The organism is Pseudoduganella sp. GW821-FHT05F09 (assembly GCF_059419605.1).
This window is the reverse complement of record NZ_JBWKSD010000004.1, coordinates 562,697-584,284: the sequence shown is the minus strand read 5'-3', so window position 1 is coordinate 584,284 and position 21,588 is coordinate 562,697. Positions and strand designations below refer to the sequence as shown.

Genomic DNA, 21,588 nt, shown 5'->3' with positions numbered 1-21,588 from the left:
GGCACAGCCCATGAGCAAACCGCGCTCCCCCATCCTGCAAGACGCCAACTTCCGCTGGCTGCTCGGCGGCGGCGTCATCTCCGGCCTGGGCGACCAGTTCACCATGATCGCCCTGCCCTGGCTGGTGCTCACCATGACCGGCGACCCGCTCGCGCTGGGCGCCGTCATCGCCATCATGAGCGTGCCGCGCGCCGTGTTCATGCTGCTCGGGGGCGCGCTGGTGGACCGCTACTCGCCCAAGCGCGTGATGATGGTGACCAAATACGTCAACGCCGCGCTGCTCGGCGTGCTGGCCTGGCTGGTGCTGTTTGCGCCCGCGCTGCTGTCGCTGCCGCTGCTGTACGCGCTGGCGCTGGGACTGGGCCTGGCGCAGGCCTTCGCCATCCCGTCCGGCACGTCCATCATGCCGCAGGTGGTGCCGCCCGAGCATCTGCAAGCCGCCAACGGCGCAATGATGGGCATGCGCCAGCTCACCATGCTGGCCGGGCCGGTCCTCGCCGCGCTGCTGATCGCCATCGCCGGCGACGGCGGCGTGGCAGCGGCGGCGGCTGGCACAGGCGGCCTTCACACCCTGCACGCGCCGGCGGGCGCCTTCGGCATCGGCCTGGCTTTCGCCTTCGACTGCTTCACCTTCCTGTTCACTGCCTGGACGCTGGCGCAAGTGCGCATGCGCGCCGGAGCCGCGCGGCCGGCCGGTCCGCCGCAGTCCATCTTCAGCTCGGTGGGCGAAGGCCTGATGACGGTCTGGCGCGACGTGGCGCTGCGCACCTGCTTTATGTATTGGTCCGTGGTGGCGGTGTTCGTCGGCGGCGCCATGCAGGTGGCCCTGCCTCTGCTGGCCAGCCAGAACCTGCACGGCGCCGGCTCGCTGGGCCTGCTGACCGGCGCGCACGGCACCGGCATGCTGCTCGGCATGGCGCTGTCCAGCGCCGGGGTGAAGCTGCGCTTCGGCGGCTTTGGCGCCACGCTGCTCGCCATCGACGCCATCGTGGCCCTGCTGCTTGCGCCGCTGGGAGCGATCACCGCCACCTGGCAAGGCGCCGCCTTGCTGCTGCTGGCGGGATCGCTGGCGGGCTTTATGCAGATTGCCGTCTTCACCTGGATACAGGGCAGCGTGCCGCCGCGCATGCTGGGGCGCGCCATGAGCATCTTCATGTTCATTTTCATGGGGCTGGCGCCGTTGTCGGCGGCGGCTATCGGCGCGCTGCTCAAGGTGATCACGCTGGCGCAGCTGTTCGCGGGCGGCAGCGCGCTGCTGCTAGCCATTTCCGCACTGGCGTGGTGGCTCACGCCGATGAGCCGCATCGGCTCCGGCGGGTTACGCTCGGGGAGCTAACCCGCCCTACGGCCGTTTGCAAGGGGCGCGGGCGTGTCGCTTTCGCCACGCCTGCGCCCGGCGGCCGGTGTTTTGGGGGACAATGCAGGCTCACTAACAGGGGGGAGCGCGGCATGCACAGGCAAACGATGGGGATGGGCTGCTTTGCGGCGCTGGCCTTGCTGGGACCGGGCGCTGCGCAGGCGGTGGACTGGAGCGACACGGCGCTGAGCTACCGCTACGGCACACACTACGCCGAGCCGTTCAATCCGGTGGACATCAGGAAGAACATCGTCAACCTGAGCCACGTCAACGGCTATGCCTACGGCAAGAACTTCATCAGCGCGGACCTGCTGCTGTCGGATAAGAACGATCCGGACAGCGCCGGTTCCGGCAGCGGCGCGCGCGAGCTGTATGTGCTGTACCGGCACACGCTGGACCTGGGCAAAGTGACTGGCAAGGACTTCAAGGCAGGCCCGGTCCGTGGCCTGGGATTGACCGCCGGATTCGACTTCAACGTCAAGCACGACGCGGGCTACAACTCCAGGAAGCGCATGCTGGTGGCCGGCCCCACGCTCAACCTGGACGTGCCGGGCTTCCTCGATATCAGCCTGCTGGCCCTGTGGGAAAGCAACGCGCCCTACAACGGTTTCTCCAGGACGGCCACGCCGCGCTACGACTACGACGTGCATCCCATGCTGAACGCGGTGTGGGGCATTCCGTTCAACGCGGGCGTGCCGCTGTCCTTTGAAGGCTACGCCAACTTCATCGGCAGCAAAGGCCGCAATGAATTCGGCGGCGCCACCAAGCCGGAAACCAATATCGACATGCAGATCATGTACGACATGAGCGCCGCCGTGGGCGCCGCCAGGAACACCTTCAAAGTCGGCGTCGAGTACCAGTACTGGAAGAACAAGTTCGGTAACAGCACCAAGGGCAACCCCGGCAACCCCGGCGCAACGGCGCGCACACCCATGGTGCGCGCCGAATACCATTTCTGATCAGGGAAGCGGCTCCACGTAGACCGCGCGGAAGTCGTTCACATTGGTCAGCGTGGGGCCACACACCACGGACGCGCCCAGCGCCTGGAAGAAACCGTGGCCGTCGTTGTTGGCCAGGCTGCGGCGCGGGTTGATGCCCAGCGCCCAGGCCCGCTCCAGCGTTTCCGGCGTGAGCACGGCGCCCGCGATTTCCTCCTGTCCGTCCACGCCGTCCGTATCGCAGGCGATGGCGTAGATGCCGGGGTGGCTGTTCAGCGCCACGCCCAGCGACAGCAGGAACTCCACGTTGCGCCCACCCCTGCCCTCGCCGCGCACCGTGACCGTGGTTTCGCCGCCGGACAGCAGCACGCACGGCGCCGCGAACGGCTGCCCGCGCCTTGCCACCTGGCGCGCAATGCCGGCGATGACGATGCCCACGTCGCGCGCCTCGCCCTCGATGCTGTCGCCAAGAATATGCGGCGCCACGCCGGCCTGGCGCGCCACTTCGGCCGCCGCTTCCAGCGCAATTTGCGGCGCGGCGATCATGCGCACCTCGCTGCGCGCCAGCCGCGCATCGCCCGGCTTGACGCTCTCGCCGGCGCCCGATTCCAGCAGCCGCTTCACCGCCTCCGGCACGGCGATGCGGTAGCGCTGCAGGATGGCCAGCGCGTCGGCGCAGGTGCTGGCGTCGGCGCAGGTGGGGCCGGAGGCGATGTCGGACGGGCTGTCGCCCGGCACGTCCGATATCACCAGCGTCACCACGCGCGCCGGATGGCAGGCCGCAGCCAGCCGCCCGCCCTTGATGGCCGAAAGATGGCGCCGCACGCAGTTCATCTCGCTGATGGTGGCGCCGCTTTGCAGCAGCGCGCGGTTGATTTCCTGCTTCACCGCCAGGTCCAGCGACGAATCGGACAGGGCCAGCGGCAAGGCCATCAGCGCCGAGCCGCCGCCGGAAATCAGGCAGATCACCAGGTCGTCTTCGCTCAGCCCCTGCACCATGGCGAGAATGCGGCGCGCCGCCGCCATGCCGTTTTCATCCGGCACCGGGTGCGCGGCCTCCACGATCTCGATGCGTTCGCACGGCACCGCATAGCCGTAGCGCGTGACCACCAGGCCGGTCAGCTCGCCCGGCCAGTGCTGCTCCAGCACGCGCGCCATTTCGGCCGACGCCTTGCCGGCGCCTATCACCAGCGTGCGCCCGCTCGGCGGCTCGGGCAGGTGCGCAGGCAGGCAAAGCGCGGGCTGCGCAGCCGCCACCGCCGCGTCGAACATGCGTCGCAGCAGGGCCGGCATGTCGGCGCCGGCCGGCAAAGTCGCTTGGGTTGTCATGGCTACTCCTATTCAGGCAGCTTGGCGCCGATCTCGTAGTTTGCCATGATCTCCAGCGCGCGCACCAGAGCGGAATGGTCCCAGGCCTTGCCGCCGTGCGCCGAGCAGGTGTTGAACAGCTCCTGCGCCGTCGCGGTGTTCGGCAGGCTCACGCCGATGGCGCGCGCGCTGCTCAGCGCCAGGTTCAAATCCTTCTGGTGCAGCTCGATTCGGAAGCCCGGATCAAAAGTGCGCTTGATCATGCGCTCGCCGTGCACTTCCAGGATGCGCGAGGCGGCGAAGCCGCCCATCAGCGCCTGGCGCACCTTGGACGGGTCCGCGCCCATGCGCGAGGCGAACAGCAGCGCCTCGCCCACCGCTTCGATGTTCAGCGCCACGATGATCTGGTTCGCCACCTTGGTGGTCTGGCCGTCGCCGTTGCCGCCCACCAGCGTGATGTTCTTGCCCATCAGTTCGAACAGCGGCTTGACGGCGTTGAAGGCCTGCTCGCTGCCGCCCACCATGATGGTCAGCGTGGCGGCCTTGGCGCCCACCTCGCCGCCGGATACCGGCGCGTCCAGGTACTCGCAGCCCAGCGCGTTGATGCGGGCCGCGAACTTCTTGGTCTCCAGCGGCGAGATCGAACTCATGTCGACCACGATCTTGCCCGCGCTCAGGCCCTGCGCCACGCCGCCCTCGTCGAACAGCACCTCGGCCACCTGCGGCGTGTCCGGCACCATCATGATGATGATGTCCGCGTTCTGCGCCACTTCCTTGCTGGTGGCGCAGCCCACCGCGCCCAGTTCCACCAGCTGCGCCGGCAGCGGCTTGCGCTGCTGCACAAACAGCTGGTGGCCGCCTTTCAGCAGATTCGCCGCCATCGGCGCGCCCATGATGCCCAGTCCGATAAAGCCCACTTTACTCATATCCACTCCTTCGATGTTGGTCCGCGCTCAGGCGGCGATTTTGAATTTGGCGGCCAGCGCTTCGGCGCCGCGCGCCAGCAGGCCGATGTCGCTGCCCACGGCGGTGTAGGTGCAGCCCGCCGCAATGTAGCGGCGCGCCAGTGCTTCGTCCCCCATCAGCACCCCGGCCGCCTTGCCGGTGGCGACGATGCGGCGCACAGCGCCCTCGATGGCTTCCACCACCTCCGGGTGCTTCAGGTTGGCCAGGTGGCCCATGGACGCGGCCAGGTCGCCCGGGCCGATGAAGATGCCGTCCACCCCGTCCACCGCCGCGATTTCCTCGATATTGGCAATGGCCAGCGGCGTTTCCACCTGCAGCAGCACGCAGATGTCGTCCGAGCTGGTGGCCCAGTAGTCGCTCACGCGGCCATAGTCGGAAGCGCGCGCCGCCGTGGAAAAGCCGCGCACGCCCTGCGGCGGATAGCGCGTGGCGGCCACCGCCTGGCGCGCCTCCTCGGCGTTCTGCACAAAGGGTATCAGCAGCGTTTGCGCGCCCACGTCCAGCAGGCGCTTGATCACCACGGTGTCGTTCCACGGCGGCCGCACGATGGGATGGGCCGTACCCTGCGCGGCGGCCTGGAGCTGGGAATGCACCATGGGCAGCTCGTTGGGGGAATGCTCCATGTCCAGCAGCAGCCAGTCGAAGCCCGCATTGGCCAACACCTCCACCGTGACGTTGCTCGACAGCCCGGACCATAGCCCGATCTGTAATGTGCCCTGCTTGAGGGTGCGCTTGAAATGATTGATGCGTTTGCTCATGCCACTGCTCCTGTTCGGGTTGTGATACATAAACAACAAGTGGTAGGACATCATATGACTGGACTCAGTATATGCCGCAATTCAGAGAATGCGCAAGAAATGAAATACAATCGCACTCTCTCGTTTGCGCTGGATCAAGCATGGAAACCAAATGGCTGGAAGACTTCATCTCGCTGGCCGAGACCAATAACTTCAGCCGTTCCGCCTCGCAGCGGCACGTGACGCAGCCGGCCTTCTCGCGCCGCATCCAGTCGCTGGAAAACTGGCTCGGCACCGACCTGGTGGACCGCACCTCCTACCCCACCCGTTTGACCCCGGCCGGCCTGGTGTTCTACGAGCAGGCGCTGGAAATGCTGGGCCAGATCAACGGCGTGCGCGAGCTGCTGCGCAACAAGCGCGCCGCCGCCATGACCAGCATCGACCTCGCCGTGCCGCACACGCTGTCGCTGACCTTCATCCCGAAATGGATCACGCAGCTCGAGACCGATTTCGCGCCCATCAACAGCCGCCTGATGGCGCTCAACGTGCACGACGCCGTGCTGCAGCTGGTGGAAGGCGGCTGCGACCTGCTGCTGTGCTACCACCATCCGCGCCAGCCGGTGCAGCTCGATCCGGGCCGCTACGACATGCTGGTGCTGGGCCGCGAAGCGCTGCGCGCCTACGCCCGCTGCGACAAGGCCAGGACGCCGGAATTCACGCTGCCCGGCACCCGGCAGGACCCGCTGCCCTTCCTGTCCTACACCAACAACGCCTACCTGGGCCGCATGGTGGAGCTGATCCTGGCCGACACCAAGACCGCGCTGCACCTGGAAAACCATTACGAAACCGACATGGCCGAGGGCCTGAAGATGATGGCGCTGGAAGGGCGCGGCATCGCCTTCCTGCCCGAATCGGCGGTCACGCGCGAGCTCAAGCAGAAGCTGCTGGCGCCCGCCGACGCCGGCGTGTCGGACTGGCAGATCGAGATGGAAATCCGCCTCTACCGCGAGCGCCCTTCGCCCGCGCGGCCCGGGAAAACCATCGTCTCGCGGCTGTGGGACTACCTCGAAAGCCAGCAGAAAACCTCCGCCAAAAAGCAGCGCGTGCCGGCCTCGGAACGTTAAACTTTTCACATCGATTGTGAGACTATGCATTTTTTGCATAGCCGGATGCGGATACAGCATTAGCCGCCCTGCGGGGCTCCAGCCTATGATTCGCTTCGCTAACGCAGCGCCACGAGCGCAGCGCCCAACGAAGCCTTAGACGAACAACAGGAGCCAATAGCATGACCACCGAACACGCACTGCCGTCCTACCTCAATCCCGACGATCTCGGTCCCTGGGGCCAGTACCTGAAGCAGATCGACCGCGTTACCCCGCACCTGGGCAACCTGTCGCGCTGGGTGGAAACGCTGAAGCGCCCCAAGCGCATCCTGACCGTTGACGTGCCTATCGAGCGCGACGACGGCTCCATCGCCCACTACGAAGGCTACCGCGTGCAGCACAATATGTCGCGCGGCCCGGGCAAAGGCGGCGTGCGCTTCCACCAGGACGTGACCCTGTCCGAAGTGATGGCCCTGTCGGCATGGATGACCGTGAAAAACGCGGCCGTCAACGTGCCATACGGCGGCGCCAAAGGCGGCATCCGCGTTGATCCGAAGACCCTGTCGCGCGGCGAGCTGCAGCGCCTGACCCGCCGCTACACCAGCGAAATCTCGCTGATCATCGGACCGAACAAGGACATCCCTGCACCGGACGTCAACACCAATGAACAGGTGATGGCGTGGATGATGGACTCCTACGCCATGATCGAAGGCAACCTGTCGACCGGCGTGGTCACCGGCAAACCAATCTCGCTGGGCGGCTCGCTGGGCCGCCGCGAAGCCACCGGCCGCGGCGTGTTCGTGGTTGGCCAGGCGGCAGCGGCCAAGCGCGGCGTGGCGATCCAGGGTGCGCGTGTCGCCATCCAGGGCTTCGGCAACGTCGGCGGCGTGGCCGCGACCATGTTCGCCGAAGCGGGCGCCAAAGTCATCGCCGTGCAGGACCACACCGGCACCGTGGTGCACTCGAACGGCCTGGACGTGGCGCAGCTGCACAAGCACGTGGCGGAAGCGGGCGGCGTAAAAGGCTTCCCGGGCATCGAGCAGTTCATGGACCGCGATGCGTTCTGGGGCATTGAATCGGACATCCTGATTCCCGCCGCGCTGGAACAGCAGATCACCGCCGCCAACGCGCCGCTGATCCGCACCAAAATCATCCTCGAAGGCGCCAACGGCCCAACCACGCCGGAAGCGGACGACATCCTGTCCGACAAGGACATCCTGATCGTGCCGGACGTGCTGGCAAACGCCGGCGGCGTAACCGTGTCATACTTTGAGTGGGTGCAGGACTTCTCCAGCTTCTTCTGGAGCGAGGACGAGATCAACGCCCGCCTGACGCGCATCATGCAGGACGCGTTCAATTCGGTTTGGGAAGTATCGCAGGACAAGAAGGTAACGCTGCGTACCGCGACCTTCATCCTGGCTTGCACCCGCGTGCTGCAAGCACGTGAAGTACGTGGCCTGTATCCATAATCCGATACGGTCCTGACCATTACCGCGCCTGCCCCGGCTTTTAGCCTGGGCAGGCGTTTTTCGCATATAAAAGGATTTTTTAATGAGCAATCTGGAACAGAAAGCGCTGGACTACCACCAGAACGGCGCACCGGGCAAAATCGCCATCGCCGTCACCAAGAGCGTCGCCAGCCAGGACGACCTGTCGCTGGCCTACTCGCCCGGCGTGGCCGTGCCCTGCGTGGAAATCCAGCGCGACCCGTCGCTGGCCTATAAATACACCGCCAAGGGCAACCTGGTGGCCGTCATCACCAACGGCACCGCCGTGCTGGGCCTGGGCAATATCGGCGCGCTGGCCGGCAAGCCTGTGATGGAAGGCAAAGTGGTGCTGTTCAAGAAGTTCGCCGGCATCGACTCCTTCGACATCGAAATCGACGAGACCGACCCGGACAAGCTGGTCGACATCATCGCCGCCCTGCACCCGACCTTCGGCGGCATCAACCTGGAAGACATCAAGGCGCCGGAGTGCTTCTACATCGAGCGCAAGCTGCGCGAGCGCCTGTCCATCCCCGTGTTCCACGACGACCAGCACGGCACCGCCATCGTGGTCGGCTCCGGCCTGCTGAACGCGATCGAAATGACCGGCCGCGACATCGCCGACGTGAAGATCGTCTGCTCCGGCGCTGGCGCCGCCGCCATCGCCTGCCTGGAACTGATCCTGTCGCTGGGCGCACGCCAGGAGAACATTTTCGTGTGCGACAGCAAAGGCGTGCTGACCACCGCGCGCGAACTGGACGGCGAAAAGAAAGCCTGGGCGCGCGACACGCCGGCCACCAAACTGTCGCAAGTGATCGAAGGCGCGGACGTGTTCCTGGGCCTGTCCGGTCCCGGCCTGCTGTCGCAGGCGGACGTGAAATCGATGGCCAAGCAGCCGATTATTTTCGCGCTGGCCAATCCCGAGCCTGAGCTGCGCCCGGAACTGGTGCGCGAAGTCGCGCCGGACGCCATCATCGCCACCGGCCGTTCGGACTATCCGAACCAGATCAACAACGCGCTGTGCTTCCCCTACCTGTTCCGCGCGGCGCTGGACTCGGGCGCCAGCACCATCAACCAGGAGATGAAGATCGCCTGCGTGGTGGCGCTGGCCGGCATGGCGCGCAGCGACGAGCGCTTCGGCAAGGACTACGTGGTGCCCGGCCTGCTGGACCCGCGCCTGCTGGTGGGCGTCACGCCCAAGATCGCGCAGGCTGCCTTCCGCAGCGGCGTGGCGCGCAAGGAGCTGGACCCGGAAGCCTACGCGGCCCACCTGGCCAAGCTGGGCGAGTCGCTGATCTGAAAGCCGGCGGGTTACGCGGCGCTGCCGCTAACCCGCCCTACGCGAACCTGCGCAGGGGGCACGTAGGGCGGGTTGGCCGCGCAGCGGCGTAACCCGCCAACAACTCCGGCCAAGCCCAGCCTTTACAAGCGGCGGCGGGCATGTGATATTGGCAGGCATTTCACAGTCCAGCCATCCAGGAGCACCGTTTGTTTACCATCATTATCCCGACGCATGAGCGCCCCTTGCTGCTGCGCCGCGCCCTCCAGTCCCTGATCGCGCAGACCTATAAAGACTTCCAGGTGATCGTCGTCGACGATACCGGCGCCTACATTCCGCCCTTCCCTGAGCTGGCGGAGCTGCACGGACGCTACACCTACGTCATCCGCAGCGGCCAGAACGGCCCGGCGGAGAGCCGCAACATGGCGCTGGACCTGGCCAAAACGCCCTACGTGATGTTCCTGGACGACGACGACACCTTCGAGCCCGGCCACCTGCAGGCGCTGGCCAGCCATATCGGCACGCGCACGCCGGAAATCGTCCACTGCGACTTCCGCGTGCTGCGCGAGGACCGCCGGCACAACCCGCCGCAGTTCCTGGGCGGCGACGACATGTCCACCGCCGGCATCACCGCCGACAGTATTTTCATCCTCAACCGCATCCCGAACAACTGCCTGGTGTACCGCCGCGACGTGGTGCAGAACGTGCGCCATGCCGGCGACATGCGCATCTACGAGGACTGGGACTTCCTGCTGGCCTGCCTGGCCGGGCGCACGCTGGAACACGTGGCCACCAATGGCGTGAACATCTACAAGAGCACGGCGGACTCGCCGGAAAATGAACGCCGCGGCAACACCCGCGACGACCTGCTGGTGCCCACCATGCTGTATTTGTACAAGAAGCATCCGGCGCCGAACATGGCCACCCGCCTGGGCCGCCAGGAACTGATGGCCCACGCCGGCCACCCGGTCACGCTGGAGCAGTGCTGACCGCTCACCAGGCGCAGGTGCGCAGGCCCGCAAACACGTGGTCGGTGCCCGGCAGCTGGAAATTGCGGAACTTGGCCGATCCCAGCCGCGACGGCGTGGCGAACGAGGCGCCGCGCAGCACCTGGCTGGCGGCGAAATGCGGCGCCGAGTATTCGCGCCACGGCCCCGGCTGGAAGCCCGGGTAGGCTTCAAAAGGCGTCGACGTCCATTCCCACAGCTGGCCCCAGCTGAACGCCGCGTGCCCGGACAGGGCCGCATATTCCCATTCGGCCTCGGTCGGCAGCCGCCGTTCGGCCCAGGCGCAATAAGCCTGCGCCTCGTACAGGCTGATGTGGCGCACCGGCTCCGGCCCGGCCAGCGTGCACAAATGCCCGAAGCGCATGGTGCGCCACACACTGCCGCCGCCACCGCCGCCCTCGCGCTGCCAGTAGCGCGGCGCGGAACGCTCCTGCCGCATCAGCCAGGCATTGCCGGCCGCGCTCCAGAACTGGCGCCGCTGGTAGCCGCCATCTTCCACGAAGTCCGCAAACTGGGCGTTGCTGACCAGCGCCGCATCCATGCGGAACGGCGCCACCTTGCAGGCGTGCGCCTGCAATTCGTTGTCGAACACAAAGCCGCCGTCGTTCGCGCTGCCCAGCTGCAGCGTGCCGCCGGGGAAGCCGATCTCGGACTGCTGCGGCCAGGACGGCTCGTCGCGGGCCAAGCCGGGCGGCACCGCCAGGCCCAGCGTCTGCAGGGCCGACAGCATGGCTTCGCCTTGCATGTCCTCGTGCGCCAGCGCCAGCCGGTAGGGATACAGCTCGGCGTCGCTGCCGCCGCAGCGCGACAAGCGGTCCAGCACCCGGTCCAGCACTTCATGGCAATAGGTTTTCAGCGCGCCCGCGCCGGGCAGGTCCAGGTTCCAGCGCGCGCCGTGCGGCACGGTGTTGGCGTCGAACCAGTCGTCGCCCTTGCTCAGCAAGGCGTTGGCCTCGGCGTCGGCCGGGTGGCTGGAGGCGGCCTCGCGCAGCACGAACCACTCGGCGAACCAGGCCGTGCGGCCCAGCTCCCACAGCGGCGGATTCAGGCTGCGCAGCTGCGGCACGCGGATGGCCGCGTCCAGCCCGGCCGCCGCCGCGCAGTCGAACAGCGCCAGCGTGTGCGTCCGGGCATGCAGCAAGGCCTCGGCCAGCTGTTGCGGCCGGGCGCTGCGGAATGATGCATGAATTGAACTCATGGCCGATTGTAACCGGAAAGCAAGGGCGTCCGGCCCTTACAAGCGGCGGCCGCCATGTGATATTCTGCAACACTCAAATTGGCGGCCCTATGCAAACACCTATCAAACTCACCTCCTTTTCCCACGGCGGCGGCTGCGGCTGCAAGATCGCGCCCGGCGTGCTGTCGGAAATCCTGAAAAACTCCCACGGTTTCCCGGTTCCCAAGGAACTGATGGTCGGCATCGAGACCTCGGACGACGCGGCGGTCTACAAGCTCAACGACGAGCAGGCCCTGATCGCCACCACCGACTTCTTCATGCCCATCGTCGACGATCCCTTCGACTTCGGCCGCATTGCCGCCACCAACGCCATTTCGGACGTGTACGCCATGGGCGGCACCCCCATCATGGCGCTGGCCCTGGTCGGCATGCCGGTCAACAAGCTGCCGATCGAGACCATAGGCCAGATTATCCGGGGCGGCGAATCCATCTGCGCCGAGGCCGGCATTCCCATCGCCGGCGGCCACACCATCGATTCGGTGGAACCCATCTACGGCCTGGTGGTGCTGGGCCTGGTGCACCCGTCCAAGGTCAAGCGCAACAGCGGCGCGCAGGCCGGCGACGTGCTGGTGCTGGGCAAGCCGCTGGGCGTGGGCGTGCTGTCGGCGGCACTGAAAAAGGACAAGCTGGACGCGGACGGCTACGCCGCCATGATCGCCAACACCACCAAGCTGAACAAGCCGGGCCAGGCGCTGTCGGCCATGCCGGGCGTGCACGCCATGACCGACGTGACCGGCTTCGGCCTGCTGGGCCATTTGCTGGAGCTGGCGCGCGGCGCCGGACTGGAAGCGCAGCTGGAGATGGCGCGCATTCCGCTGCTGCCCGGCGTGGAGCAGCTGGCCACGGACGGCTATTTCACCGGCGCCTCGGGCCGCAACTGGGACGCCTACGGCAAGGACGTGGCGCTGGCCGCCGCCATCAGCCCGGCGCAGCAGGCGCTGCTGACCGACCCGCAAACCTCCGGCGGCCTGCTGGTGGCCTGCGACCCGGCCAGCGTGGACGAGGTGCTGGCGCTGTTCGCGCGCGAGGGCTTTGAGGGCGCCGCCGTCATCGGCCGCACCGCTGCCGGCGCGGCGCGCGTCACCGTGGCGGCCTAGGCTTACAGCTGGATGTCTATCCTGCGCGTGAAAGCGTGCAGGAGATTGCAGCCGTCCCAGATATAGCCGAAGTCCAGCGCCTGGCCGACCCTGGTGATGCGGTCCAGCGCGCGCATGGGCAGCTCGCCCAGGCTGAGCGCCATCTCCTGCGCGCCATAGCCGAACACGGACAGGGTCTGCTCCTGGTCCGTCATGGTGCGCAGGAACTCCGGCACCGTCCCAAAACACTGCTCGTAGAACAGGCCATTGCCGCAGTGGTAATGCTTGACCGCCGCCAGCGGTTCGCTGTCCAGCAATATCCGGGTGGGGAACTGCAAAGCGGCCGTTTCGCGGTGCGACGGTTCCGTGGCGGCCAGGCAGGCCGTCACCAGGCGGTCCATCGCCATGCCGGGCGTATTTTCATACTCCTTGCGCTGCAGCACCTGGTCGAAAGCCTGCCAGAAGCGCTGCCGCGCCGCCGCGCATTCCTCGGCGCCGCCTATCCACGCCACCAGCCTGGGCGACGAACACGCTTGCTGCGCGAACCAGATGGCGTCGTTGTAGAAGCGCGAGCACAGCTCGTCCAGCGCGGCCGCTTCCAGGCCGCCGACCGCCTCGGCGCGCAGCATGGCGGCGGAAAAACGGTCCGGGAAACACAGCTCCGAGGCGGTCGGCCGCAAAGGCAGCGAGCGGATCTTGCGCACCGTCGCGTCGCCGCCCCACACCACGCGCATATGGCAATACGAGGAAATCAGCGAGGTGATGGCGTCGTCGTGCTCGTAGGTGACGACAAAGAAGCGGTCCGCCAGGCCGGACTGCTCCAGCGTGCGCGCCAGCTTGTCCAGCACGAAGGCCAGCTGCGGCCCCGCGCCGCGCGAGATGCGTATCAGGTTCACATTGCCGCACAGCAGGGACAGCAGGCTGGAGTACAGGAACACCGAGTCCACATTGGACGGCGCGATATGGAACACCAGGCCGCGCGCCAGGCAGGCCGCCCCGCCCTGCGGCGCCAGCTCATTCTTGAGCCGGGCGATATTGGCCGGCCTGAAGAAATTGGCCAGCACCACCAGTTCCGGATAGTTGCGGGATTCCCTGTCCAGCAGGATGGACTTGCCGAAAGCGGTGACGAAATCGACCAGCGCCGGATCGAAGGGCGCCAGCACCTTGCCGCCGGCGGCGCCGCGCAGCACGGTGTTGATATCGCTGCCGGCCGCGCTGGACGGGACGAAGAACTGCACATTCATCAGAACTGCCTCACATCGCTGCAACCACGCACCTCGGCCGATTTCAGGCGGCCATGCACATGGAAGTATTTCCCCATCCGTCCGCAAGGACAGTCGTCCTCCCCCAGCAGCACGCCCACGTCCTCGGTCAGCAGGCTGTGGCCGGGATAGCTGTACGGCAGCAGGCTGATCACCTGCAGCACGCCCTCTTGTCCCGCCGGCAAGGGCTTGAAGCTGATGGGGTCGCGCACGATCACATCCGAGTAGTTGGACGTGTGCAGATGGCCGTGTTCGCATTCCATATAGATCGAACCGGTCTGCTCCACCATGCCGTAGTAGTTGTGCACGCGGCGCAGGCCGGCGCGTTCCAGCAGCCTGGCCTTGAACACCTCGTTGGACACGCTCTCGTCGGCCAGCTTTTTCCAGCCGCCGCCGTGTATCAGTATGCTGCCCGGGCCGAAATCGAGGCGGCTGTTGCTGCGCTCCAGCGCCTGGCACAGGAACTTCCACACCACGAAGGTGAAACCGAAGGCGTAGATGCCGGTCTCGCGGTACTTGGCGCAATAGGCTTCCAGCGCCTCCATCTTGAGCGCCATGTCCGGGTCCAGCGCGTAGGCGATGTCCTTGCCGTACATGGAAAAGCCCAGCACGCCGGCCGCGCGCGCGTTGAACTGGCGGCGGTCGGCCAGGATGTTGTCGGCGTCCACCACCACCATGGGCGAGCGCTGCTTGCCCAGGAAGCTGGACACGATGGAGCCCAGTATGCGGGTCTGCATGGCCGCATTGTCGCGCCCCAGGTAGATCTTGGACACGCTCTGGCCGCTGGTGCCGCTCGAGGTCAGTGTCTTGAAGACCTCGCTGCGCGGCACGCTCAGCAGGTCCAGGTGTTTGAACAGGCGCACCGGGATGAAGGGCAGCTCCTCCATGCGCGCGGCCACCAGCGGCTGCCCCAGGCTGGCGATGATTTTCGCGTAGGGCGCCGAGTGCCGCGCGTGGTGCGCCGTCAGCTCATTGAGCAGCGCGAGGAACAGGCGCCGCTTGTCCGCCGCCGGCAGCGCGTAGGGACGGTCGAAGTCCAGTTCCGCAAAATGGTCGTAATAGCTCATGCGGCCAGCTCCCTGCCGATGTCCGCCACGGCTTCCGCGATGTCGAAATGGTCGCCGTGGAACTGCTGGCTGGCCGCCGCGGCGTGGTAGGCGAAGTAAGGGTCGGCGTCCGGCAGGTAGATGGCCGCGCGCGGCGCCGGCGCACCGGCGCGGTGCCGGACGATGGCGCCGTCCACCTCGGCCAGCAGGCTGCGGATCTGCTCGCCGGACATGGCGAACTTGAGCTTGCTTTCGATGTCGCCCACGAACTCGTCCGAGTTCAAGCGCGTGGCGCAATACACGGGGCACACTTCAAAACTGGACTGCCGCACATGGCCGGGCAGCCGGCTGGCGATCAGCGCGCCCAGCGAGTGGGCGATCACCGCGTCCACCTGCCCGCCCGCCTCGGCGTCGATGATTTCACCGACGCGGCGCAGATAGGGCTCGATATCGCCGATGGCGCTGTAATCGATATCGAGTATCAGCAGCCGGCATTCCTTCAGGCTGGCCAGGTAGGGCAGCCAGTAGCCGGAGCTGGTGAACAGGCCGTGTATCAGCAGCACCGTCCTCGGCTTGGACCTGTTCAGGATGTTAAAACGGATCATTATTGCAGCATGCCGCCGTAAATCACTTCGTCCGCCGCGATATCCTGGCCCGCCTTGCGGCCCAGCACCTGGTCCACCTCGGCCGGGCTGTAGCCGTCGCCGGGGCGCTTGAATTGAATGTCGTCCGCCGTGATCACCGCGCCGGCCGGAATCGCGCGGCGCGACACCACGCTGCGGCGCATATTGCGGCGCTGCGCCAGTTCCGCTTCCGACACCACGCGCTCGGGCGAACCCAGCGACTGCCAGGCGGCGTGGCAGGACGCGATCATGGCGCCGAAATCGGCCGGCTCCATGGCCATCTGGTTGTCCATGCCTATGCGCTTGGAATCGAGCGTAAAGTGCTTCTCGATCACCGGCGCGCCCAGGGCCACGGCCGCGATCGGGGTGGCGGCGCCCAGCGTGTGGTCGGAATAGCCTATCGCCAGGCCGGCGTGCTGCCGGCGCAGCGTCAGCATATTGTTCAGGTTGATGGTCGAGGGCTCGGCCGGGTAGATGGACACGCAATGGAGCACGCACACATTGTCGTTGCCGGCCTCGCGTATCACGCGCACGGCGCGCGTGATCTCGTCCTGGTCGGCCATGCCGGTGGACAGGATGATGGCCGTGCCCGTCCTGGCAATGTATTCCAGGTAAGGGAAGTTGTTGATCTCCATCGAGGCGATCTTGATGAAGGGCACGCTGCACTGCTCGAGCAGGAAGTCCACCTCGTCGTTCGAATACGGCGTCGATGCGAAGGCGATGCCCTGCCCCTGCGCGTAGTCGGCCAGCACCTTCAGCTGCTCGGAGGAAAAGGAGAACTTGTCCACGAAGCGCTTGGCGATCGGATTCTGGCGGTAATAGGTGTTCGAGTACAGCGTACCGGCCGACCAGGACTGGAACTTGACGCAGTCGCAGCCGGCCGCCTTGGCCGCCGCGATCATTTCCTTGGCCGTCTCCACATTGCCGAAGTGGCTGGTGTTCAGCTCGGCGATAAAGTACGGCTTGCCGTGGTTCTCGATGATGGTGCCGTCATTCAACTTCATGGTATGCCTTTATTGATCGATTGCTTCGACTATCATCTCGGCGATGAAAGCGTCCCGCTCCAGGAACGGCCACTGGTCTTCCAGCGGACGGCGCACGAATTTGCCGGCGCTGTTCTTGGCGTGGGAAACCTCGATGTACTCCTGGTCGTCCTTGCCCATCACCTCGCACAGCACCGCGCCTTCGCTGCTCAGCACCTGCCGCAGGCCGGCCTGCAGGCCGTCTATGCCGGCTATGCGCACATAGCCGAAGCCGAACAGCGCCGCCACTTTCTCGAAGCTGGGCACGGTCACGCCGTTGCCCGGATCGGTGCCTATGGTGCGGTTGCGGAACAGTTCCTTCTGGCGGCGGCGGATAATCGAGTACACATTGTTGTTGACCACGATCAGCTTGAGCGGAATGCCCTGCGCGCGTATGGTCTCCAGCTCCTGCATATTCATCATGAAGGAACCGTCGCCCACCACCACCACGGTCTGCCGCCCGCTGTCGGCCACGCCCAGCACGGCCGGAATCGAGAAGCCCATGGCGCCCTGCGACACCGGATGGATGGCGCGGCGGCTGCCGCCGAAATCCAGGTTGGACGGCAGTATCACTTCGATCAGGCCGGAATCGGTGATGACGATGGCGTCGTCGTCCAGTTCGGAGGACAGTGCGCGCGTGAGGTCATACAGGTCGACCCGGTCTTTCGACGCGAAATACGGCTCGCTGGCGTATTGCACCTTCCAGCGCGCGCAGCGTTCCAGCCAGCCGGCCGTATCGCCGGCCAGGCGCGCCGTGCCCAGCGCGCCGAACAGGGTGGCGAGGTCCTGCACCACCAGCCGGTCTATGCGCAGATCGCTTTTCTTGTGCTCGTCCGCGTCGATGTCCACCACGATCAGCTTGGCGTTCCGCGCGAACTTGCACAGGTCCACGCCGGTCGTGATCGACGACAGGCGGTTGCCCAGCACCACCACGCAGTCGGCGTTCTGCACCGCGAAGGCGCCGGCGCGCGAGCAGCCCATGCTGCCCAGCGAGCCCACCGACAAGGGACGGGACAGGGGATAGCAGTCCGCCGAACTCGGCGTGTAGACCACGGGAATCTGGTTGCGCTCGGCGAAGGCCGCGAACGCGTCCAGCTGGCCGGCCGAGCGCAGGCCCGAGCCGATCAGCAGCACCGGACGCTGCGCCGCCGCCAGCGCCGCGCGCAGATAGTCCAGGTCTTCCTGCGGCGCCTGCACCGGGGACGGCTCGGGCGTGAAGCCGGGCAGCTCGTCCGGCTCGATCTGGGCGCTTTGCAGGTCGAGCGGAATATCCAGCCAGACCGGGCCCTTCTTGCCTTCATTGGCCAGGTACAGCGCGCGCTCCAGGTGCTGGCGGATGTCGCGCGGGTCGGTCACCGTCACCGCGTACTTGGTGATGGACTTGACGATCTCGACGATGTTGGCTTCCTGCTGCCCGTAGGTGCGCAGATTGTGGCCGGTGTAGTAAGTGGTTTCCTTGAGCACGTTCTGGCCCGAGATGAACAGCACCGGCAGGCCGTCCTGGTAGGCGCTCAGCACGCCCGTCACCGCGTTGGTGGAGGCGCAGCCGGTCGACACCAGGCACACGCCCAGGGCATTGTTCAGCTGGGCGCGCGCGGTGGCGGCGTAGGCGGCCGCCTGTTCGTGGTGGGTGCACACCGGGCGCAGGCGCTTGCACTTGGCGACGGCGTCGGTCAGGAACAGCGCGCCGCGGCCGGTGACCAGGTAAACCGTGTCCACGCCCTGGTCGGCCAGCGTCTCGAAGACGTAGTCGGCCAGCCTCATACGGCACCCTTGGGCTTGAACTGGTCCAGTATGTCCGGCACGGCCACGATGAAGTCGGCCGAACAGGCCGGCTGGTCGCCCACGAAGCTGACCGCGCTGCCGGTGGCGATGCCCCGGCGGAACGATTGCAGCGTGGCGTGGATGATCAAGGTGTCGCCCGGTACGATCTTGCGCTTGAACTTGACGTTGTTAATGCTCAGGAAATTGGTTTTCTTGCCCCGCAATTCGTCCTTCGACAGGAAACTCATGATGAAGGTCTGCACCAGCGATTCCACCTGGATAAAACCAGGCACATTGGGCTCGTCGTCAAAATGGGCCGGGAAAAACCACTCGTTGTAGCTGAAACACTTCAGCCCGGAGGCTTTTTCGCCGGGGATCACGTCGAAAACACGGTCGACGAACAGCAGCGGATGCCGGTTGCGCTGGCAGGCCTTGATGCCGTTGATATCGAATTCCAGGGGCAAGCTCATGCTCAGATCACCACGTTGTATTTCGCCAGTATGGTAATGCCCTTCTTGAAGCTGGAGAAGTCGATGATGTCGTCGACGTCCAGCTCGATGCCGAAGGAGTCTTCCAGCGTGGCCATCAGCTGCATGTGGCCGACGCTGTCCCACTCGGCGATGGCCTGGTACACCAGCTGCTCGACGTCGCCGTCGTACTGGAAGGATTCCTTGAAAATGCTCTGGTATTTTTCGAGATTGCTCATTTTACTTTTCCAAATATATCAGTTATTAGTTTGCAAGCGGTCCTGTTGATCCAGGGCATTATAATTCACCTTACCGTTGCCCAATCTAGGAATCTCAGCGATAAAATCGCAGCTGATCGCGGTACGGTGGATGGACAACTGCCGGGAAACAAAACCCAGCAGTTCGTCGCGCTCCAGTCCGCCCACGCAGGCGACACGCAGGCGGTCGTCCTGGCCGTGGCAGACGAACTCGCAGGCCGGATAGGCGGCCAGCAGCAGGGCCTCCACTTCGTCCAGCGAGATCCGGTTGCCGAAGATTTTCACGAAACGCTTCAGGCGGCCGGCGATGTAGTAAAAACCGTCCTCGTCGCGGTAGGCGATGTCGCCCGTGTGCAGCTTGCCGCCCCACTCGTCGCCCAGCGCCAGGTCGGCCCCGCCCACGGCGTAGCCCAGCGCCACGTTCGGCCCGGAATACAGCAGCTCGCCCTGCGCCAGCGGCGTTTCCAGCAGCGCGCCGTCCGCGCCGGCAATCTCGAAGCGGCCCTGCGGAATCGCGTGGCCTATGCTGCCCGCCTTGCGCTCCAGCCATTCGGCGGGCAGATAGGACATGCGCGCCGTGGCCTCGGTCTGGCCGTACATCACAAAGCAGGGCCAGCCCTTTTCGGCCGACAGGCGCTGCAGATAGGCCAGTCCCTGCTGGCTCATCTTGCCGCCGGCCTGGGACAGGTAGCGGATCGCGCCCAGGTCGAAGCGCTCGAACTTGATGCGCTTGAGCATGTCGTAAGTGTAGGGCACGCCGGACAAGGACGTCACCCGCTTGAGCTGGACCAGCTCCCAGAACTCGCGGCTCAGCGGCGTCAGCTCGGTGACCTGGATGGACGCGCCCGCCAGCAGATGGGTGTTGACGATGGACAGGCCGAAGGAATAGCTGAAAGGCAAGGTGGTGACGGCCACATCCTCCGCCGCTATGCCCAGGTATTCGGTGATGGAGGCCGCGTTGGCCAGCAGATTGGCCCGGCTCAGCCGCACCAGCTTGCTGCTGCCGGTCGAACCCGACGTGGTCAGCAGCAGCTGCAGGCGCGCGTCCATGGGCCAGCCGTCCTGGCCCGCGTGCGCCAGCCTGAGCAGCACATAGTGGTCCAGGCGGTACACCGCTTCGGCGCCCGGCAGCTCGGCGCTGCGCTGTTCCGCCATCCACACGTAGCGCGGCCGGTAGGCGGCGACCATGGTTTGCAGGGCCGGCGCCTTCAGGCCGGCCTCGGCCAGCAGCGGCACCTGGCCGTGCACCATCATGGCGATATAGCCCAGCATGGCGGGGATGGAGTTTTCGCACAGGCACAGCACCAGGCTGCGGCCCTCGAAAGCCGGCTGCATCAATCCGGCCGCGTGGTGCACCTCGGCGTAGCTGTACGCCCGGCCATCGCCTTCGAGACAGGGATGGCCTGCATATTTGAGTAAATCGAACATAAGCCATCATATCATCGGCGCCCTGCCATGGGGAACGGCGGGCGGGACCGGATTGCTTGCCAAAACGTCTTGCCGTGGGTGATGATGGCGGCAGCCACGTCTTTTCGAGTCCCAGATGAAACCAATTTACGTTACCGAGCCCACCCTGCCGCCCCTGGAAGAGTTCATTCCCTACCTGCAGCAGATCTGGGACAGCAAGACGCTGACCAACGGCGGCCCCTTCCACCAGCAGCTGGAAGCCGAGCTGTGCCGCCACCTGGGCGTGCAGCACGTGGCCCTGTTCACCAACGCCACCATCGCCCTGATCACCGCCTTGCAGGCGCTGCGCATCACCGGCGAAGTGATCACCACGCCCTACTCTTTCGTCGCCACCGCGCACTCGCTGCTGTGGACCGGCGTGAAGCCGGTGTTTGTCGACGTCGACCCGGTCACGCTGAACCTGGACCCGCGCAACATCGAGGCGGCCATCACGCCGCAGACCACGGCCATCATGCCGGTGCACTGCTACGGCACGCCGTGCGACGTCGACGAGATCCAGCGCATCGCCGACACCTACGGGCTGAAAGTGATCTACGACGCGGCCCATGCCTTCGGCGTGCGCAACCAGTCCGGCAGCATCCTCAACTACGGCGACCTGGCGGTGCTGAGCTTTCACGCCACCAAGGTGTTCAACACCTTCGAGGGCGGCGCCATCATCTGCCCGGACGCCAAGACCAAGCAGCGCATCGACCACCTGAAAAACTTCGGCTTCGTTGACGAGGTGACCGTGGTGGCGCCCGGCATCAACGGCAAGATGAGCGAGTTCAACGCCGCGCTGGGGCTGCTGCAGCTGAAAGACCTGGAGCAGGCCATCCAGAAGCGCCAGCAGATCGACGCGCGCTACCGCGGCGAGCTGGCCGGCGTGGCCGGCATCCATTGCGTGCCGCGCGGGCAGGACGCAGTGTCCAACTATGCGTATTTCCCCATCATGGTGGGGCCGGAATACGGCAGCAGCCGCGACGCGCTGTACAACAGGCTGAAGGAACACGGCATCCATGCGCGGCGCTACTTCTATCCGCTCATCAGCGACTTCCCCATGTACCGGGGCCTGCCTTCGGCCGCGCGCTCCTCGCTGCCGCTGGCGCGCCAGGCGGCCGACCAGGTGATCTGCCTGCCTATCTACCCGGCCCTGCCGGAAGAGGCCCAGGGCCGCATTATTGAACTGATACGGGCAGGCTGAGCCGGCGC

General features: G+C 66.0%; 20 protein-coding genes. 8 read left to right on the top strand and 12 right to left on the bottom strand.

The window, feature by feature from the left end; all coding sequences use genetic code 11:
- Positions 1-10 precede the first annotated feature (10 nt).
- The gene (locus AC07S4_RS16250; RefSeq protein WP_494987630.1) at positions 11-1,336 is read left to right on the top strand and encodes an MFS transporter; all 1,326 of its coding nucleotides are present in this window, start codon (positions 11-13) and stop codon (positions 1,334-1,336) included.
- A 113-nt stretch (positions 1,337-1,449) separates the two neighbouring features.
- Positions 1,450-2,316 carry an outer envelope protein gene (locus tag AC07S4_RS16245; protein WP_494987629.1) on the top strand — a complete coding sequence of 289 codons (867 nt, stop codon included), beginning with the start codon at positions 1,450-1,452 and terminating at the stop codon, positions 2,314-2,316.
- Here AC07S4_RS16245 and AC07S4_RS16240 read toward each other — a convergent pair whose 3' ends face one another.
- From AC07S4_RS16240 to AC07S4_RS16230, 3 genes are read right to left on the bottom strand one after another with little or no spacing between them, the layout of a single operon-like run.
- Entirely contained in the window at positions 2,317-3,624 is a 1,308-nt protein-coding gene (locus tag AC07S4_RS16240; RefSeq protein ID WP_494987628.1) for a glycerate kinase type-2 family protein, read from the bottom strand.
- Positions 3,625-3,632: 8 nt separating this feature from the next.
- On the bottom strand, positions 3,633-4,529 hold the full coding sequence (gene glxR / locus AC07S4_RS16235; RefSeq protein ID WP_494987627.1) for a 2-hydroxy-3-oxopropionate reductase: 897 nt from the start codon (positions 4,527-4,529) through the stop codon (positions 3,633-3,635).
- Positions 4,530-4,556: 27 nt separating this feature from the next.
- The gene (locus AC07S4_RS16230) at positions 4,557-5,327 is read right to left on the bottom strand and encodes an aldolase/citrate lyase family protein (protein ID WP_494987626.1); all 771 of its coding nucleotides are present in this window, start codon (positions 5,325-5,327) and stop codon (positions 4,557-4,559) included.
- A 140-nt stretch (positions 5,328-5,467) separates the two neighbouring features.
- Between AC07S4_RS16230 and AC07S4_RS16225 the strand changes: the two genes are divergently transcribed.
- The 4 genes from AC07S4_RS16225 to AC07S4_RS16210 all read left to right on the top strand — a co-directional run bounded on the left by AC07S4_RS16225 (position 5,468) and on the right by AC07S4_RS16210 (position 10,161).
- Positions 5,468-6,430, top strand: a complete 963-nt coding sequence (locus AC07S4_RS16225) for a LysR family transcriptional regulator (protein ID WP_494987625.1) — start codon at positions 5,468-5,470, stop codon at positions 6,428-6,430.
- A 161-nt stretch (positions 6,431-6,591) separates the two neighbouring features.
- Positions 6,592-7,878, top strand: a complete 1,287-nt coding sequence (locus tag AC07S4_RS16220) for a Glu/Leu/Phe/Val family dehydrogenase (protein ID WP_161074024.1) — start codon at positions 6,592-6,594, stop codon at positions 7,876-7,878.
- Between the two features lie 82 nt (positions 7,879-7,960).
- A complete protein-coding gene (locus tag AC07S4_RS16215; protein WP_494987624.1) occupies positions 7,961-9,193 on the top strand; it encodes a malic enzyme-like NAD(P)-binding protein in 1,233 nt (410 codons plus the stop codon).
- Positions 9,194-9,381: 188 nt separating this feature from the next.
- The gene (locus AC07S4_RS16210) at positions 9,382-10,161 is read left to right on the top strand and encodes a glycosyltransferase family 2 protein (RefSeq protein ID WP_494987623.1); all 780 of its coding nucleotides are present in this window, start codon (positions 9,382-9,384) and stop codon (positions 10,159-10,161) included.
- A gap of 4 nt (positions 10,162-10,165) precedes the next feature.
- Here AC07S4_RS16210 and senA read toward each other — a convergent pair whose 3' ends face one another.
- Complete coding sequence (senA, locus tag AC07S4_RS16205) at positions 10,166-11,377, bottom strand: selenoneine synthase SenA (RefSeq protein ID WP_494987622.1); 1,212 nt, start codon at positions 11,375-11,377, stop codon at positions 10,166-10,168.
- 89 nt (positions 11,378-11,466) lie between these two features.
- Between senA and selD the strand changes: the two genes are divergently transcribed.
- The gene (gene selD / locus AC07S4_RS16200; RefSeq protein WP_494987621.1) at positions 11,467-12,513 is read left to right on the top strand and encodes a selenide, water dikinase SelD; all 1,047 of its coding nucleotides are present in this window, start codon (positions 11,467-11,469) and stop codon (positions 12,511-12,513) included.
- Between the two features lie 2 nt (positions 12,514-12,515).
- Here the strand turns inward: selD and AC07S4_RS16195 are convergent, their stop codons facing one another.
- Genes AC07S4_RS16195 through AC07S4_RS16160 form a run of 8 tightly spaced genes read right to left on the bottom strand, consistent with a single transcriptional unit; the run spans position 12,516 to position 20,361 of the window.
- Positions 12,516-13,736: an acyl-CoA reductase gene (locus AC07S4_RS16195; RefSeq protein WP_494987620.1), complete on the bottom strand. Its 1,221-nt coding sequence runs from the start codon at positions 13,734-13,736 to the stop codon at positions 12,516-12,518.
- Positions 13,736-14,821: a LuxE/PaaK family acyltransferase gene (locus AC07S4_RS16190; RefSeq protein WP_494987619.1), complete on the bottom strand. Its 1,086-nt coding sequence runs from the start codon at positions 14,819-14,821 to the stop codon at positions 13,736-13,738. Before AC07S4_RS16190 ends, AC07S4_RS16195 begins: the two co-directional genes overlap by 1 nt.
- Positions 14,818-15,405, bottom strand: a complete 588-nt coding sequence (locus AC07S4_RS16185; RefSeq protein WP_494987618.1) for an esterase/lipase family protein — start codon at positions 15,403-15,405, stop codon at positions 14,818-14,820. The genes AC07S4_RS16190 and AC07S4_RS16185 overlap by 4 nt, the downstream gene beginning before the upstream one ends.
- Positions 15,405-16,427 (bottom strand): N-acetylneuraminate synthase family protein, encoded by a 1,023-nt coding sequence (locus AC07S4_RS16180; RefSeq protein ID WP_494987617.1) that lies wholly within the window; start codon positions 16,425-16,427, stop codon positions 15,405-15,407. The genes AC07S4_RS16185 and AC07S4_RS16180 overlap by 1 nt, the downstream gene beginning before the upstream one ends.
- Before the next feature lie 9 nt (positions 16,428-16,436).
- Positions 16,437-18,209 (bottom strand): thiamine pyrophosphate-binding protein, encoded by a 1,773-nt coding sequence (locus AC07S4_RS16175; RefSeq protein ID WP_494987616.1) that lies wholly within the window; start codon positions 18,207-18,209, stop codon positions 16,437-16,439.
- On the bottom strand, positions 18,206-18,679 hold the full coding sequence (locus AC07S4_RS16170) for a 3-hydroxyacyl-ACP dehydratase FabZ family protein (protein WP_494987615.1): 474 nt from the start codon (positions 18,677-18,679) through the stop codon (positions 18,206-18,208). The genes AC07S4_RS16175 and AC07S4_RS16170 overlap by 4 nt, the downstream gene beginning before the upstream one ends.
- Before the next feature lie 2 nt (positions 18,680-18,681).
- Positions 18,682-18,915: an acyl carrier protein gene (locus AC07S4_RS16165; RefSeq protein WP_494987614.1), complete on the bottom strand. Its 234-nt coding sequence runs from the start codon at positions 18,913-18,915 to the stop codon at positions 18,682-18,684.
- An 18-nt stretch (positions 18,916-18,933) separates the two neighbouring features.
- A complete protein-coding gene (locus AC07S4_RS16160; protein ID WP_494987613.1) occupies positions 18,934-20,361 on the bottom strand; it encodes an AMP-binding protein in 1,428 nt (475 codons plus the stop codon).
- A gap of 115 nt (positions 20,362-20,476) precedes the next feature.
- On the opposite strand from AC07S4_RS16160, the gene AC07S4_RS16155 reads away from it, so the two are divergent.
- Positions 20,477-21,580, top strand: coding sequence for a DegT/DnrJ/EryC1/StrS family aminotransferase (locus tag AC07S4_RS16155; protein ID WP_494987612.1), 1,104 nt, complete (start codon positions 20,477-20,479; stop codon positions 21,578-21,580).
- Positions 21,581-21,588 lie beyond the last annotated feature (8 nt).

Excerpts from the sequence above, each read along its gene's own strand:
- senA (WP_494987622.1), bottom strand. The coding sequence starts at position 11,377 with ATGAGTTCAATTCATGCATCATTCCGCAGCGCCCGGCCGCAACAGCTG.
- AC07S4_RS16225 (WP_494987625.1), top strand. The coding sequence starts at position 5,468 with ATGGAAACCAAATGGCTGGAAGACTTCATCTCGCTGGCCGAGACCAAT.
- AC07S4_RS16180 (WP_494987617.1), bottom strand. The coding sequence starts at position 16,427 with ATGAAGTTGAATGACGGCACCATCATCGAGAACCACGGCAAGCCGTAC.
- AC07S4_RS16160 (WP_494987613.1), bottom strand. The coding sequence starts at position 20,361 with ATGTTCGATTTACTCAAATATGCAGGCCATCCCTGTCTCGAAGGCGAT.
- AC07S4_RS16245 (WP_494987629.1), top strand. The coding sequence starts at position 1,450 with ATGCACAGGCAAACGATGGGGATGGGCTGCTTTGCGGCGCTGGCCTTG.
- AC07S4_RS16240 (WP_494987628.1), bottom strand. The coding sequence starts at position 3,624 with ATGACAACCCAAGCGACTTTGCCGGCCGGCGCCGACATGCCGGCCCTG.
- AC07S4_RS16215 (WP_494987624.1), top strand. The coding sequence starts at position 7,961 with ATGAGCAATCTGGAACAGAAAGCGCTGGACTACCACCAGAACGGCGCA.
- AC07S4_RS16220 (WP_161074024.1), top strand. The coding sequence starts at position 6,592 with ATGACCACCGAACACGCACTGCCGTCCTACCTCAATCCCGACGATCTC.
- AC07S4_RS16190 (WP_494987619.1), bottom strand. The coding sequence starts at position 14,821 with ATGAGCTATTACGACCATTTTGCGGAACTGGACTTCGACCGTCCCTAC.
- AC07S4_RS16175 (WP_494987616.1), bottom strand. The coding sequence starts at position 18,209 with ATGAGGCTGGCCGACTACGTCTTCGAGACGCTGGCCGACCAGGGCGTG.
- selD (WP_494987621.1), top strand. The coding sequence starts at position 11,467 with ATGCAAACACCTATCAAACTCACCTCCTTTTCCCACGGCGGCGGCTGC.
- AC07S4_RS16170 (WP_494987615.1), bottom strand. The coding sequence starts at position 18,679 with ATGAGCTTGCCCCTGGAATTCGATATCAACGGCATCAAGGCCTGCCAG.
- glxR (WP_494987627.1), bottom strand. The coding sequence starts at position 4,529 with ATGAGTAAAGTGGGCTTTATCGGACTGGGCATCATGGGCGCGCCGATG.
- AC07S4_RS16155 (WP_494987612.1), top strand. The coding sequence starts at position 20,477 with ATGAAACCAATTTACGTTACCGAGCCCACCCTGCCGCCCCTGGAAGAG.
- AC07S4_RS16165 (WP_494987614.1), bottom strand. The coding sequence starts at position 18,915 with ATGAGCAATCTCGAAAAATACCAGAGCATTTTCAAGGAATCCTTCCAG.
- AC07S4_RS16230 (WP_494987626.1), bottom strand. The coding sequence starts at position 5,327 with ATGAGCAAACGCATCAATCATTTCAAGCGCACCCTCAAGCAGGGCACA.
- AC07S4_RS16195 (WP_494987620.1), bottom strand. The coding sequence starts at position 13,736 with ATGAATGTGCAGTTCTTCGTCCCGTCCAGCGCGGCCGGCAGCGATATC.
- AC07S4_RS16250 (WP_494987630.1), top strand. The coding sequence starts at position 11 with ATGAGCAAACCGCGCTCCCCCATCCTGCAAGACGCCAACTTCCGCTGG.
- AC07S4_RS16185 (WP_494987618.1), bottom strand. The coding sequence starts at position 15,405 with ATGATCCGTTTTAACATCCTGAACAGGTCCAAGCCGAGGACGGTGCTG.